At 62.8% G+C, this 14,764-nt stretch carries 8 protein-coding genes, 2 tRNA genes and 1 rRNA gene; 4 read left to right on the top strand and 7 right to left on the bottom strand.

What is annotated here, in order from left to right:
- Positions 1-248: 248 nt before the first annotated feature.
- The 3 genes from AB3L03_RS21465 to AB3L03_RS21455 form a co-directional block, all read right to left on the bottom strand.
- A tRNA-Ala gene (locus AB3L03_RS21465) sits at positions 249-324 on the bottom strand.
- Positions 325-357: 33 nt separating this feature from the next.
- Positions 358-434 (bottom strand) — tRNA-Ile (locus AB3L03_RS21460).
- Positions 435-622: 188 nt separating this feature from the next.
- Positions 623-2,111, bottom strand: a 16S ribosomal RNA gene (locus AB3L03_RS21455).
- A gap of 1,030 nt (positions 2,112-3,141) precedes the next feature.
- On the opposite strand from AB3L03_RS21455, the gene AB3L03_RS21450 reads away from it, so the two are divergent.
- Together AB3L03_RS21450 and AB3L03_RS21445 are read left to right on the top strand one after the other, a co-directional pair.
- Positions 3,142-5,205: a M23 family metallopeptidase gene (locus tag AB3L03_RS21450; protein ID WP_085385476.1), complete on the top strand. Its 2,064-nt coding sequence runs from the start codon at positions 3,142-3,144 to the stop codon at positions 5,203-5,205.
- A gap of 158 nt (positions 5,206-5,363) precedes the next feature.
- Positions 5,364-6,983: an SMP-30/gluconolactonase/LRE family protein gene (locus tag AB3L03_RS21445; protein ID WP_085350725.1), complete on the top strand. Its 1,620-nt coding sequence runs from the start codon at positions 5,364-5,366 to the stop codon at positions 6,981-6,983.
- Between the two features lie 100 nt (positions 6,984-7,083).
- On the opposite strand, the gene clpB is transcribed toward AB3L03_RS21445, so the two are convergent.
- On the bottom strand, positions 7,084-9,723 hold the full coding sequence (gene clpB, locus AB3L03_RS21440; RefSeq protein WP_368507005.1) for an ATP-dependent chaperone ClpB: 2,640 nt from the start codon (positions 9,721-9,723) through the stop codon (positions 7,084-7,086).
- Between the two features lie 257 nt (positions 9,724-9,980).
- On the opposite strand from clpB, the gene AB3L03_RS21435 reads away from it, so the two are divergent.
- The gene (locus AB3L03_RS21435) at positions 9,981-10,769 is read left to right on the top strand and encodes an MOSC domain-containing protein (RefSeq protein WP_018453269.1); all 789 of its coding nucleotides are present in this window, start codon (positions 9,981-9,983) and stop codon (positions 10,767-10,769) included.
- Between the two features lie 112 nt (positions 10,770-10,881).
- Here AB3L03_RS21435 and AB3L03_RS21430 read toward each other — a convergent pair whose 3' ends face one another.
- A complete protein-coding gene (locus tag AB3L03_RS21430; RefSeq protein WP_368507004.1) occupies positions 10,882-11,721 on the bottom strand; it encodes a TIGR02594 family protein in 840 nt (279 codons plus the stop codon).
- Positions 11,722-11,920: 199 nt separating this feature from the next.
- On the opposite strand from AB3L03_RS21430, the gene AB3L03_RS21425 reads away from it, so the two are divergent.
- On the top strand, positions 11,921-12,784 hold the full coding sequence (locus tag AB3L03_RS21425; protein ID WP_085350728.1) for an alpha/beta fold hydrolase: 864 nt from the start codon (positions 11,921-11,923) through the stop codon (positions 12,782-12,784).
- 51 nt (positions 12,785-12,835) lie between these two features.
- Here AB3L03_RS21425 and metW read toward each other — a convergent pair whose 3' ends face one another.
- Together metW and AB3L03_RS21415 are read right to left on the bottom strand one after the other, a co-directional pair.
- On the bottom strand, positions 12,836-13,498 hold the full coding sequence (gene metW / locus AB3L03_RS21420) for a methionine biosynthesis protein MetW (RefSeq protein ID WP_368507003.1): 663 nt from the start codon (positions 13,496-13,498) through the stop codon (positions 12,836-12,838).
- Between the two features lie 12 nt (positions 13,499-13,510).
- Entirely contained in the window at positions 13,511-14,713 is a 1,203-nt protein-coding gene (locus AB3L03_RS21415; protein ID WP_018453265.1) for a homoserine O-acetyltransferase, read from the bottom strand.
- Between the last annotated feature and the right edge of the window lie 51 nt (positions 14,714-14,764).

Raw genomic sequence — 14,764 nt, 5'->3', positions numbered from 1 at the left:
TAAAAGGATCATTTACAACTCGCTTGTCTTTCAAAGCAGCCTTGTGAGCTACAATGGAAGACGCACGAGCGCCGAAATGATCCGGAGATAATGAAGTATCGCGCAACAATTACTTGTTGCCCGATCCAACTCGGATCGATCTCCTCTTTACGATGTCAGAAATCACGCAGCTTACTGTCCATCCGGACTAGTAAGTGCGAAGTGATGTTTCGCGGACGACGGTATGAGCAGCCGGTGATCAAACCATCTGGTGGAGCCAGACGGGATCGAACCGACGACCTCATGCTTGCAAAGCACGCGCTCTCCCAGCTGAGCTATGGCCCCGTAACCAGAAGACGAATGCTCACTCGATGAGTGTGGTGGGCCTGGGAAGACTTGAACTTCCGACCTCACGCTTATCAAGCGCGCGCTCTAACCAACTGAGCTACAAGCCCCTAACGCATATCCAGTCAAGGACCAGGGATTCTGCAAGGTTGCAGCCCCAGCGCGTGTTCGTCCGCGAAGAAAGAGAAACGAAGACGGCGAAATCCCGCCAATGCAGCTCAACGATCCTGACGACCGTTGGCCACTGATGTTTCTAAAACGGTTCGATAGAAGCAAGCTTCTGAAGAACCATCCTTAGAAAGGAGGTGATCCAGCCGCAGGTTCCCCTACGGCTACCTTGTTACGACTTCACCCCAGTCGCTGACCCTACCGTGGCCGGCTGCCTCCCTTGCGGGTTAGCGCACCGTCTTCAGGTAAAACCAACTCCCATGGTGTGACGGGCGGTGTGTACAAGGCCCGGGAACGTATTCACCGTGGCGTGCTGATCCACGATTACTAGCGATTCCAACTTCATGGGCTCGAGTTGCAGAGCCCAATCCGAACTGAGACGGCTTTTTGAGATTTGCGAAGGGTTGCCCCTTAGCGTCCCATTGTCACCGCCATTGTAGCACGTGTGTAGCCCAGCCCGTAAGGGCCATGAGGACTTGACGTCATCCCCACCTTCCTCGCGGCTTATCACCGGCAGTCTCCTTAGAGTGCTCAACTAAATGGTAGCAACTAAGGACGGGGGTTGCGCTCGTTGCGGGACTTAACCCAACATCTCACGACACGAGCTGACGACAGCCATGCAGCACCTGTGTTCCAGGCTCCGAAGAGAAGGTCACATCTCTGCGACCGGTCCTGGACATGTCAAGGGCTGGTAAGGTTCTGCGCGTTGCGTCGAATTAAACCACATGCTCCACCGCTTGTGCGGGCCCCCGTCAATTCCTTTGAGTTTTAATCTTGCGACCGTACTCCCCAGGCGGAATGCTTAAAGCGTTAGCTGCGCCACTAGTGAGTAAACCCACTAACGGCTGGCATTCATCGTTTACGGCGTGGACTACCAGGGTATCTAATCCTGTTTGCTCCCCACGCTTTCGTGCCTCAGCGTCAGTATCGGGCCAGTGAGCCGCCTTCGCCACTGGTGTTCTTGCGAATATCTACGAATTTCACCTCTACACTCGCAGTTCCACTCACCTCTCCCGAACTCAAGATCCTCAGTATCAAAGGCAGTTCTGGAGTTGAGCTCCAGGATTTCACCCCTGACTTAAAGACCCGCCTACGCACCCTTTACGCCCAGTGATTCCGAGCAACGCTAGCCCCCTTCGTATTACCGCGGCTGCTGGCACGAAGTTAGCCGGGGCTTATTCTTGCGGTACCGTCATTATCTTCCCGCACAAAAGAGCTTTACAACCCTAGGGCCTTCATCACTCACGCGGCATGGCTGGATCAGGCTTGCGCCCATTGTCCAATATTCCCCACTGCTGCCTCCCGTAGGAGTTTGGGCCGTGTCTCAGTCCCAATGTGGCTGATCATCCTCTCAGACCAGCTACTGATCGTCGCCTTGGTGAGCCATTACCTCACCAACTAGCTAATCAGACGCGGGCCAATCTTTCGGCGATAAATCTTTCCCCGTAAGGGCTTATCCGGTATTAGCACAAGTTTCCCTGTGTTGTTCCGAACCAAAAGGTATGTTCCCACGCGTTACTCACCCGTCTGCCGCTGACGTATTGCTACGCCCGCTCGACTTGCATGTGTTAAGCCTGCCGCCAGCGTTCGCTCTGAGCCAGGATCAAACTCTCAAGTTGGACTTGAACTTTGAACCGGCTGATCACAACGTTTTGACGAGGTCCCACCATTTTTCATCGACCGAAGTCGATGAGCTGCCCGCGATTCACATCGCTGGCAACGATGGTGTAACCTTAAAACGTGTACCGCCGAAGTCTTTCGTCCCCTCTCAGAACTCAAAAGCCGAAGCTCTTCAGTATCCGAGAGGCGCAAGGACTCCGCCGTCCACGTTTCTCTTTCTTCATCTTCACTTGTCAAACAGCCCGGGACCAGGAGGCCCCAACCTTCCAGAGAGGAAGGGTTCCGACACCCTTACCGACGATGGATGAACTCCAATCGACTTACGTCGACTGTTGTGTCACTCAACAAGGTGAGGAGCATCAGTGGCGCGTTCGCTCGCCTTGGTCAGTGACCCGGCGGCGCCGCGCTCAGTGGTCGGGTTATAGGCCCCACCCATCGGGGTTGTCAACGACCATTGTCAGAAAATCGTCGCACGGTGGATTGTTCGAAAAATCCACGCGATTACAGCAGGTTAGAAAGTCGCTGAGCGGCTGGATCGCGCCAGCGCGGAGAAAAAACTCAAAAAAAGTTTGGGCTCGAGAGGGCTCCGGAGGCGGCATGAGGCGACTTGGACGCGACTTGGATCGCTCGTCCCTGGAAGGCCCCTGACGCCCGGCCGTTCGGGAAACTTTTCCATATTAGGCGCCGTACTTGAGCCACAATCCCCCGGCGTTCTGGTACAGACAAAGCTTGAATCGCAGGGATGCCAGTGGGGGCTGCCGGCGGTTTGTGTGGGGTCAGAGGAAGGCGATCATACGATGAAGCGGCCTTCTTCAGACATTCGAGACACATCGAGAGATCTTTTTCCGCTTAGCTGTTCGTAAATTCGGCCGGTCCGACATCTGGGCCTTCTGACCGCGGACGCCTATGCGGCTTGCCTTTTCCAGAGACGCCCCGAAGAGGGCGGCTCAAGGAGGGGCTCGAAACAGGGTTGCTCGAAACGGGGCTGCTCGAAATCGGGCTCTCGGATCGTTGATTGGGGGACTTGGGTTGAACCATAGGACGTCACGCGGCGCTTACGGGCGTGAGACCGGGATCATCGATCTCGGCCACGAGCCGCCGCTGTCCGTCGATGGTTCGGAAGCCGCCGTCATCGATCGCCGCCGCGTCTCGGTGCAATGGTTCAGCGGGACGATTCTAACCGGACTTTGCGGCGCAGCCCTGATCGGCGGCGCCGTTTTCGCTTCGCTCGACGGCGAGATGACCTTCGCCAAGGTGCCGGAGCGCGTCGAAGGCGCGCTGCGCGGCGCATTCGGCGCAGCCGACCGCACCGCCACGCTGCACAAGAGCGACCGCCTGCCGCCGCCGAGCGAATCCACGGCCTCGCGCAACATCGTGCGCGTCTCGACCGTCGCCCGCGTCGGCAACCGCGACGTGATGCGGGTGCGTCCCTTCATCCGGATTGCCGGCAATCTGTCGATGACGACGAGCGATCTGTCGGCGAAGATCCCGCCATTCAACGCCCAGCGCCTTCTCACCGATGTCGGATCCGATCCGAAGGCGGCATCCGAGGATCCCAACAATCCGGAAGCCGTCGAACCCGACGCCGAGGTCTCGTTCGTCACCAAGGACCTCTCCCAGGTGCTGCCGAAAGCCAAGATTTCCGCAGTGGTGGCGCTCGACGACATCCTGATGCGGGTCCGCGATGCCGCCAACTGGCGCGGCAATGGCGGGGTGCGCTACGCCGCGCTCTCCAATGCTGCGGCCGACGTCTCCGGCGCGACCGGCCCGTCCGATATCAGAAGCGCCTACGCCACCGAAGTGTCGCCGTCCGATCCCTATGCCGGCTTCGAGACGCGCGTGGTGCCGGAAAACGTCACGCTGCTGCCGAAGACCAAAGAGCAGATCACCGGCGGAAATCCCAACGGCGAACGCGTCCACGTGGTCAAGAAGGGCGACAGCGTCGCCGGCGTGCTGCGCGATCTCGGCGCCACGGCCGAGGAGATCAAGGCGATCACCGCGACGCTTGGGCCGCGCGGCCGCGACGGCGGCCTGAAGGAAGGCGAGAAGCTGCGGATCCTGATGGCGCCCGCAAGCCCCGGCGCCCGCCTGCAGCCCTACCGCGTCGTCATCGCCAACGAGACCATGGTCGAGGCGATCGCGGCGCTGTCCGATCTCGGCAAATACGTCGCGGTCGACGTCTCCAGCATGAACACCGTCGCCGACGCGGCGGCGAACGCCAACAGCGACGACGATGACGATGATGACGGCACGGGCGTGCGGCTCTACCAGAGCATCTACGAGACCGCGATGCGCAACAAAGTGCCGATGCCCGTCATCGACGACATGATCAAGATCTATTCCTACGACGTCGATTTCCAGCGCAAGGTGGCGCCGGGCGATTCATTCGACGTGTTCTACGCCGGCGAAGACGAAGGCGTGACCGCGAGCGAAAAGAACGACGTGCTGTTCGCTTCGCTGACGCTCGGCGGCGAGACCAAGAAATACTACCGCTACCAGAGCCCCGATGACGGCGTCGTCGATTACTATGACGAGACCGGCAAGAGCGCGAAGAAGTTCCTGGTGCGCAAGCCCGTCAACAACGCCATCATGCGCTCCGGCTTCGGCGGCCGCCGTCACCCCATCCTCGGCTATGTGAAGATGCATACCGGCGTCGACTGGGCCACCTCCTACGGCACGCCGATCTTCGCCTCCGGCAATGGCGTGATCGAGAAGGCCGGCCCCGAGGGCGGCTACGGCAAATACATCCGCATCAAGCACAACAACGGCTACGAGACCGCTTATGGCCATATGTCGGCCTTCGCCAAGGGCATGGAGCCCGGCAAGAAGGTGCGGCAGGGCCAGGTGATCGGCTTCGTCGGTTCGACCGGCGCGTCGACCGGCCCGCACGTCCACTACGAAATCCTGGTCAACGGCCGCTTCGTCGATCCGCTGCGTGTGAAACTGCCGCGCGGCCGCTCGTTGGAAGGCCCGATGCTGGCCGGCTTCGAGAAGGAGCGCGACCGGCTCGACGGCATGATGAGCGGCCGCGCCGGTGCCATCGCCCGGATGTCGGACGCCACCGGCGGTCCGTTGCAGGTCACCAACAGGTAAAGCCGGCGAACCGGGCCGAGATCGGCCGGACATATTCAAGCACGATCCGGATTTGACGACGTCGCGCGGGGCCCGGCTTGGCCGCATCACAACGTCAAGTTTCGTTTGCCAAAGCGGCATGAGGAGCGAATACTTTCCAAAAAACGGGAGGTCTCGCCATGAAGAACAGGCTCGCCTGCGCAGCCTTCGTCGCTGCGGTCGTCTCCGCTACCAGTGTTTCGGCCGAAAACTGGGAGGTCACCAAGCTCGTTCCGGGCTCGGCGTTCCACGGCGTGCACGGGCTTGCGATCGACAAGGCCGGCCATCTGTTTGCCGGCAGCGTCGCGGGCGCGGCGCTCTACGAGGTCGACATCCCCGGCGGTAGCGCGAAGGTTGCAATCCCCGCCCCGATCGGAATGGCCGACGACATCGCATTCGCCCCCGACGGCACCATGGCCTGGACCGGATTCCTGGCCGGCGATCTTTATTCGCGCAAGGGCGACGGCCCGATCAAGAAACTCGCTTCAGGCCTTCCCGGCATCAACTCGCTCGCCTTCCGCAAGGACGGCAGGCTGTACGCCACCACCGTCTTCCTCGGCGACACGCTCTATGAGATCGACGTCGAGGGCGTCAAACCGCCGCGCCAGATCATGGAGAAGATGGGCGGCCTCAACGGCTTCGAGTTCGGTCCCGACGACAAGCTCTACGGTCCGCTCTGGTTCAAGGGACAGGTCGCAAAGGTCGACGTCGACAAGGCCGAGCTGACCGTCGTCGCGGACGGCTTCAAGGTCCCGGCCGCGGTGAACTTCGATTCCAAGGGCGATCTCTGGGTAGTCGACACCGCGCTCGGCCAGCTCGTTCGGGTCGATCCCAAGTCGGGCGCCAAGACCATGGTCGCACAATTGAAGCCGTCGCTGGACAATCTCGCGATCGACGACAAGGACCGAATCTACGTCTCCAACATGGCCGACAACGGCATCCAGGAGGTCGATCCGGCGACCGGCCAGGCGCGGCAGGTGATCATCGGCAAGCTCGCCTTGCCCGGCGGCATCGGCGTCACGTCAGAGAACGGCAAGGATACGATCCACGTCGCCGACGTGTTCGCCTATCGCACGGTGGACGGCGCGACCGGCGAGGTCACCGAGAAGGCGCGCATGCACGCCGCCGGCGTCACGCTCGAATATCCGATGAGCGCAACGGCGAAGGGCAACGATGTGGTCCTATCGAGCTGGTTCACCGGCACGGTGCAGGTGATCGACGGCAAGACCGGGGCCACCCGCGACATGCTGCACGGCTTCAAGGCGCCGCACGACGCGCTCGTGCTCGCGGACGGCAGCATCCTGGTGGCCGAGTTCGGCACCAAATCGCTGGTCCGCGTCAGCGGCGAGCACGGCAAGGATCGCACCACACTGATCGGCGGCCTCGAGGGCCCGGTCGGGCTCGTCGCTGGATCGCGTGGCGAGGTCTATCTCACCGAAGCCTTTTCCGGCGTGATCTCGATGATCGAGAGCAACGGCGAAAAGACAGTCGTCGCCAAGGACCTGAAAATGCCCGAAGGCATCGCCCGCGCCAGAGACGGCAAGCTGATCGTAGCGGAGGTCGGCGCCAAACGGTTGATCGAAATCGTGCCGGAGACCGGCACGGTTACCGAGATCGCGGCCAATCTTCCAATCGGCCTCGTGGGTGCACCCGGAGGACTGCCGACGCACATTCCGACAGGCGTCGGCATCGGGGAATCCGGCACGATCTATTTCTCTTCTGACATCGAGAACGCGATCTACAAGCTCACGAAGAAATAGGTCGCCGCAGTAAGTTCGCCAACAACCCGCAAAACAAACCGCCCCGGAGAGGTTGACATCTCCGGGGCGGCTTGTTGCTTCAGGCTTCGAATGCCGACGATCAGTTCAGCTTCCGCTTCGACACCGGCGCCTCGAACTGGGCGATCTCCGCGGTCTGCGGCGCCTTGCCGTTGAAGGTCAGCACGTTGCCTTCGGAGGAGATCGCAACGTTGTCGCCGTCCTTGACGTCGCCGGCCAGGATCATCTCGGCGAGCGGATCCTGGACGTGACGCTGGATCACGCGCTTCAGCGGCCGTGCGCCGTAGGCGGGATCCCAGCCCTTGGCGGCGAGCCAGTCGCGGCCCGCAGCGTCGAGCGTCAGCACGATCTTGCGATCGATCAAAAGCTTTTGCAGCCGTGCGAACTGGATCTCGACGATCCGGCCCATCTCGCTCCTCTGCAAGCGATGGAACAGGATGATCTCATCGACGCGGTTCAAGAACTCTGGCCTGAAGTGCGCCCGCACCATGCCCATCACCTGCTCGCGCACGGCCGAGGTATCCTCGCCCTCCGGCTGGTTCACCAGAAACTCCGAACCGAGGTTCGAGGTCATGATGATCAGCGTGTTGCGGAAGTCGACGGTGCGGCCCTGGCCGTCGGTGAGGCGACCGTCGTCGAGCACCTGCAACAGCACGTTGAACACGTCGGGATGCGCCTTCTCGATCTCGTCGAACAGCACGACCTGGTAGGGCCGGCGCCGCACCGCTTCGGTGAGCGCACCGCCCTCGTCATAACCGACATAGCCCGGAGGCGCGCCGATCAGCCGCGAGACCGAGTGCTTCTCCATGTACTCGGACATGTCGAGGCGGACCATCGCGGTCTCGTCGTTGAACAGATACTCGGCGAGCGCTTTCGTCAGCTCGGTCTTGCCGACGCCGGTGGGCCCGAGGAACATGAACGAGCCGGTCGGCCGGTTCGGGTCCTGCAGCCCCGCGCGCGAACGGCGCACGGCGGTCGCGACCGCACGCACGGCCTCGGCCTGGCCAACGACGCGCTTGCCGAGCGAGTCCTCCATCCGCAGGAGCTTGTCTTTCTCGCCTTCGAGCATCTTGTCGACGGGCACGCCGGTCCAGCGCGAGACCACCTGCGCGATGTGGTTGGCGGTGACCGCCTCCTCCATCATCTCGCCGGAGTTCTCCTTGGCCTCGATCTCCGCAAGCTGCTTTTCCAATTCGGGGATCCGGCCATAGGCCAGCTCGCCGGCCTTTTGGAATTCACCGCGCCGTTGTGCGTTGGCAAGTTCAACCCGCAAGCCGTCGAGCTCGGCCTTCAGTTTCTGAGCGTCGGAGAGCTTGTTCTTCTCCGCGCTCCAGCGTGCGGTGAGCGCCGCGGACTTCTCCTCGAGATCGGCCAGCTCCTTCTCCAGCGTCTGCAGGCGGCTCTTCGACCCGGCATCGCTTTCTTTCTTCAACGCTTCCTGTTCGATCTTCAGCCGGATGATTTCCCGATCCATCGAATCCAGCTCTTCCGGCTTGGAATCGACCTGCATCTTGAGCCGCGCGGCCGCCTCGTCCATGAGGTCGATGGCCTTGTCCGGCAGGAAGCGGTCGGTGATGTAGCGGTTGGACAGGGTCGTGGCGGCGACCAGCGCGGAATCGGTGATCCGCACGCCGTGGTGCTGCTCGTATTTGTCCTTCAGCCCGCGCAGAATGGAGATCGTATCCTCGACCGAGGGCTCGCTGACGAAGATCGGCTGGAAACGCCGCGCCAGCGCCGCGTCCTTTTCGACGTGCTTCTGGTACTCGTCGAGCGTGGTGGCGCCGATGCAGTGCAGCTCGCCGCGGGCGAGCGCAGGCTTGAGCAGGTTGGACGCGTCCATCGCGCCATCGCCCTTACCAGCGCCGATCAGCGTGTGCATCTCGTCGATGAACAGGACGAAATTACCATCGCTCCCGGTCACCTCCTGCAGCACGGCCTTCAGCCGCTCCTCGAACTCGCCGCGATATTTTGCACCTGCAATCAGCGAGCCGAGGTCGAGCGACAGCAGCTTCTTGTCCTTCAGGCTCTCCGGCACGTCACCGTTGACGATGCGCAGCGCCAAGCCCTCGGCGATGGCGGTCTTGCCGACGCCGGGTTCGCCGATCAGGACGGGATTGTTCTTGGTCCGGCGCGACAGCACCTGGATCGTGCGGCGGATCTCCTCGTCGCGGCCGATGACCGGGTCGAGCTTGCCGTCGCGCGCCGCCTGAGTGAGGTCGCGGGCATATTTCTTCAGCGCGTCATACGCGTTCTCGGCCGTGGCGGAGTCCGCCGTTCGGCCCTTGCGCAGCGCTTCGATCGCCGCGTTGAGGTTTTGCGGGGTGACGCCGCCGTTGGCCAGGATCGCGCCCGCCTCGCTGGTCTTCTCCAGCGCCAGGCCGAGCAGCAGCCGCTCGACGGTGACAAAGCTGTCGCCGGCCTTCTCGCCAGCCTTTTCGGCGGCGTCGAAGGTGCGCGCGAGTTCGGGCGCCAGATAGATCTGGCCGGCTCCGCCGCCAGAGACCTTCGGCACCTTGTTCAGGGCGTCCTCGGTCGCCTTCAGGATTGCGCGGGAATTGCCGCCGGCGCGGTCGATCAGGCCGGCAGCGAGGCCTTCATTGTCGTCCAGCAGCACCTTCAGGACGTGCAGGGTCGAAAACTGCTGGTGCCCTTCGCGCACCGCAAGCGACTGCGCGGACTGGACGAAGCCTCTGGAGCGTTCGGTATATTTTTCGATGTTCATTTCGTGGTCTTTCCCTCGGCCTGCCCCTGGAGCCCTCAAAGGCACTCCAAACGGCATCTTCATTGGGTTTCCGATTACCGCATTGACGTTTCTCAACCGGCAACGGTCGTTATCAGCCGGCGCTGGCGCCGGCCTGACCCAGATGTGGGAAGCGAGGCCTCGGACCGGAAGAGGCGAGTTCACAATTTCGTGCGCGGATCCGCCCGCTTGGCGCCGGTGGGCCGAATCCCCTAAGTAGCGGCATGACACCCAGCGCAATGACAATCAGCCAGACCGCCGAGATCACCGGGCTCTACCGCTACCCGATCAAGGGCCTGACGCCGGAGGCCCTGCCCCGCGTCTCCCTGCGAGCCGGCCAGACCCTGCCCGCCGACCGCCGCTACGCCATCGAGAACGGCCCGAGCGGCTTCGATCCGGAAGCACCGCAGTGGAAGCCGAAGATCCAGTTCCTGATGCTGGCGCGGAATGAGCGGCTAGCTTCGCTCGACAGCCGGTTCGAGGACGCGACCAATTGCCTGACCATCCGCAAGGACGGCCAGATCGTCGCCAGCGGCGATCTCGAGACCGCCGCCGGGCGCGCCGCCATCGAGGACTATTTCAGGGAAAATTTTCAGCCGGAGCTGAAGGGCCCGCCCAAGATCCTGTCCGGCCGCGACCACAGCTTTTCAGACGTCGCCCGCAAGGTCGTGTCCATCATCAATCTCGACAGCGTCCGCGCGCTCGAGACCATGCTCGGCGGCGCCGCCGTCCACCCGCTACGCTTCCGCGCCAATCTCTACGTGAAGGGCTGGCCGGCCTGGTCCGAGCTCGACCTCGTCGGCCAGACGCTCGCGATCGGACAGGCCCGGCTGCAAGTGGTCAAGCGCATCAAGCGCTGCCCGGCCACCAATGTCGACCCTGATACCGCCAAGCGCGATCTCGAAATCCCCGCCACGCTCTCGAGCAATCTCGGCCACATGGACTGCGGCATCTATGCCGAGGTGATCGCTGAAGGCGACATCGGCGTGGGCGACGCGGTTGCATTGGAACAGCCGAAGCTGGTGTGACGCTGCGCGCTGGCCCCGCTCCGCCATTGCGAGCGAAGCGAAGCAATCCAGGAATGCGCCCGCGGAGACAGTCTGGATTGCTTCGTCGCTTCGCTCCTCGCAATGACGGCCGTCAGTTCGGCATCACATACGCATAGATCCGGCCGCGCGAGACCGGTGCTTCGCGAACGCGGTTGCCGTTGTTGCCGGAGATCATGATCGGATTGCCCTGCGCGTCGACACCGGTGATGATGCCGACATGACCGCCCCGGCCACCACGCGACATCACTGCGATGGCGCCGACCTGCGGACCGGACACGCGCGTGCCGTAATGCGCGAACGAATTCGCCATGTCGGAGCCGGTGCCACGATGACCGGTCTTTTCGAGCACCATGTTCATGAAGCGCGCGCACCACAGGCTACCGCGACCGGTCGGATTGCCGCCGACATAGCGGCGTGCCTCGGACACGAGGCCCGACCCACCGCCGAAGCCGCCGCCGCTCGTCGCGCTATTGGCCATGCCGCCGTCATTCGCGTTAGTGGCTATCCCACCTCCACGCCTCATAATTCGACGGCTGGCGCGCGTGGTCATCTCACCGCTGGTAACCATTCCAGCGTTGCCGCTCATGGCCATTCCACGACTGCCGCTCATGGCCATTCCACCACTGCCGCTCATAGCCATTCCAGCGCTGCCGCTTATGGCGATGCCGCCGCTATTGGCGTTCGGATCATAGCTGGCGAAGGTGTTGCCGAAGCCGTTCGCCTGCAATTGCGCCGCGCCGCGCTCGAAGCGCGAGCCGCGTGCATGCCGGTAATGATGATGTCTGCTGGCGTGATGCGCGTAAGCGTGCCGCTCTGCGCTATGACGATGAGGTCGTGCTGACGCCGGAGAAGTGAAGGCGGCGAACGCCGCGAAGAAAACAGCCAGCGCAACGACACAGCGCGACAGGCGAGACGCAAACAACTCGAACATTCTTCATCCTTCGTTGACACCCCACTTCCCCGTCGGCCCGTGCGGTGGCCGACATCCGCGGGCTGTATCAGTATCCTGATGTGGCGAGAACAAGACGCGGCCCCTAAGAATCTGGACGATGATTAATAAGTGCTACCATCGTATGCGCTGACCGCAGGACGGCATTCCAAAGCCGCAGCCACCTCAGGGAGAAAACCGGATGCCTCACGCCCTCACGAAGGACAATTGTCGACTCTATTTCGAAGAAGCGGGCACGGGCACGCCGATTATTTTTCTGCACGAATTCGCGGCCGACTACACCAATTGGGAGCCGCAGATGCGCTACTTCTCGCGCGGCCATCGCTGCATCACCTATTCCGCACGCGGCTACACGCCATCGGACGTGCCTGATGGCGAGGTCTACGGCTACACGCATTTCTACACCGATGCGCTCGCGGTGCTCGATCATCTGAAGATCGATCGCGCGCACTTCGTCGGCCTCTCGATGGGCGCCTATTCGTCGCTCCAGATCGGGCTCAACGCGCCCCAACGTGCGCTGTCGATGACGCTCGCCGGCGTCGGCTCGGGCTCGGAGATCGAGAACCTCGACGCTTGGCGCCAGCAGTGCCGCGCCAACGCGGAGCAATTCGAGATGCTCGGCTCAGCCGAAGTCGCAAAAGTCACGCGCGAGGCGCCGAGCCGGATTCCCTTCCTGGTGAAGGACCCGCGCGGTCACGCCGATTTTTATGCCGCCCTGGCGCGGCACGACGCCAAGGGATCAGCGCGGACGATGCGCGGCTTCCAGGCCGGCCGTCCCTCGATCTTTACGATGACGGACGCGATCAGAGCGGCCACGACGCCGGCACTCATCATCTGCGGCGACGAGGACGATCCGTGCGTGGGCGCAAGCCTGTTCCTGAAGAAGCATCTGCCGGCGGCAGGGCTCGCCATGTTTCCAAAGTCCGGCCACGTCCTCAATCTCGAAGAGCCAGCGCTGTTCAACGAAACGGTGGAACGGTTCGTCACGCTGGTGGAAGCGGGAAGATGGCCGGTGCGCGACCCGAGGTCACTGGCGGCGCATTAGCGCGAAGGCGTCACCAGGTACTGGGTCGCGTAGATGGGGTAACGGGCCGGCCTACGTCCTGCCGCCCCGCGTCAGCAGAAACACGCCCTGCTCGCCGAACAGATTCCACACCCACCAGGGCATCCGCAGCCGCAGCGGACGGCCGTAGAGGTCGAGCGCCTCGGCACGTTCCATCTTGACGTCGATCGCGTCGCAGAGCTCGACGAAATCCTTGATGGTGCAGAAATGGATGTTGGCGGTGTCATACCAGCTTGCCGGCAGGTTCTCCGTGCGCGGCATGTGGCCGCCGATCAGGAGCTGGAGCCGCATCTTCCAGAAGCCGAAATTCGGGAACGACACGATGGCGCGGCGGCCGATGCGCAGCAAATTCTCCAGCACCACTTTCGGCTGCCGCGTCGCCTGCAACGTCTGCGACAGGATCACGTAGTCGAAGGCGTCATCCGGATAATTCACGAGGTCGGTGTCGGCATCGCCCTGCACCACCGCAAGACCCTTGGCGACGCAGCGGTTGACGCCCTCGCGCGACAGCTCGATGCCGCGGCCGTCGACGCCGCGGGTTTCCAGCAGTTGGAGCAGGTCGCCCTCGCCGCAGCCGACGTCGAGCACCTTCGAGCCCGGCTTGACCATGTTGGCCACCAGCACATGGTCCGCGCGAAAATCACCGGGCTGCCCGGTCGCAAGGCCGCCCAGCGGCAACGCTTCCTGTACAGACATGACTAGCCGTCCTTAAGCATTATTGGCGGTGAGCCCGCGCGCCTTGCCTGCCGATTGCAGGAAGGCGCGGGAGATATCAAGGAATTCGGGCACGTCGAGCAGGAAGGCGTCGTGACCGCGATCGGTCTCGATTTCGGCGAACGACACCCGCGCGCTCGACGCATTCAGCGCGTGCACCAGCGCGCGCGATTCCGAGGTCGGGAACAGCCAGTCGCTGGTGAAGGAGACCACGCAGAAGCGGGTCTGGATTCCCGCGAACGCCTTCGCCAGCACACCGCCGTGGTCGGCGGCGATGTCGAAATAGTCCATCGCGCGGGTCAGATAGAGATAGGAGTTGGCGTCGAAGCGCTCGACGAAGGACGAGCCCTGGTAGCGCAGATAGGACTCAACCTGGAAGTCGGCGTCGAAAGAGAAAGTCGGCAGCTCGCGGTCCTGCATGCGCCGCCCGAATTTTCGATGCAGCGCGGCGTCGGAGAGATAGGTGATGTGCGCCGCCATCCGGGCGACAGCGAGGCCACGATGCGGATGGATGCCTCGATCGGCATAGCCGCCATGGTGCCAGTCGGGGTCGGCCATCACCGCCTGACGGCCAAGCTCGTGGAACGCGATGTTCTGCGCCGAGTGTCGTGTCGAGCAGGCAATCGCCAGCGCGGAGAACACGCGACTCGGATACGCCGCAGTCCATTGCAGCACTTGCATGCCGCCCATCGAGCCGCCGACGACCGCGAACAGCGTGTCGATGCCGAGCCGGTCGATCAGCATCGCCTGCGCGCGCACCATGTCGGGGATGGTGATGACGGGGAAATCGAGCCCCCAAACCTTGCCGGTCGCGGGATTGATCGAGGCCGGGCCGGTCGAGCCCATGCAGCCGCCGATCACGTTGGAGCAGATGATAAAATATTCGTTGGGATCGAGCGGCCGGCCGGGGCCGACCAAGGTCTCCCACCAGCCGGGCTTGCCGGTGACAGGGTGCACGTTGGCGACGTGCTGGTCGCCGGTCAGCGCATGGCAGATCAGGATCGCGTTGGAGCGATCGGCATTCAGCTCGCCGTAGGTCTGGTAGGCGATCTGGAACGGGCTGAGATCGACCCCGCAGTCGAGCCGCAGCGGCTGCTCCGAGCCGAACTGCGCGACGTGCGAACTCGGATGATCCACCTCGTGCGACCGCTCGTCGGCGGTGATCGCGGGACTCGGAATGGACTGGACGCCAACCATCTGACCATCGACCTCGTTTGCGATCGTAGAAGTGACCGCATTGACATCAGG

Origin of the sequence: Bradyrhizobium lupini (assembly GCF_040939785.1) — a bacterium.
Classification (GTDB): Bacteria; Pseudomonadota; Alphaproteobacteria; order Rhizobiales; family Xanthobacteraceae; genus Bradyrhizobium; species Bradyrhizobium canariense_D.
Note: the sequence above shows the minus strand (reverse complement) of the source record. Positions and strands in the feature narration are given on the sequence as shown.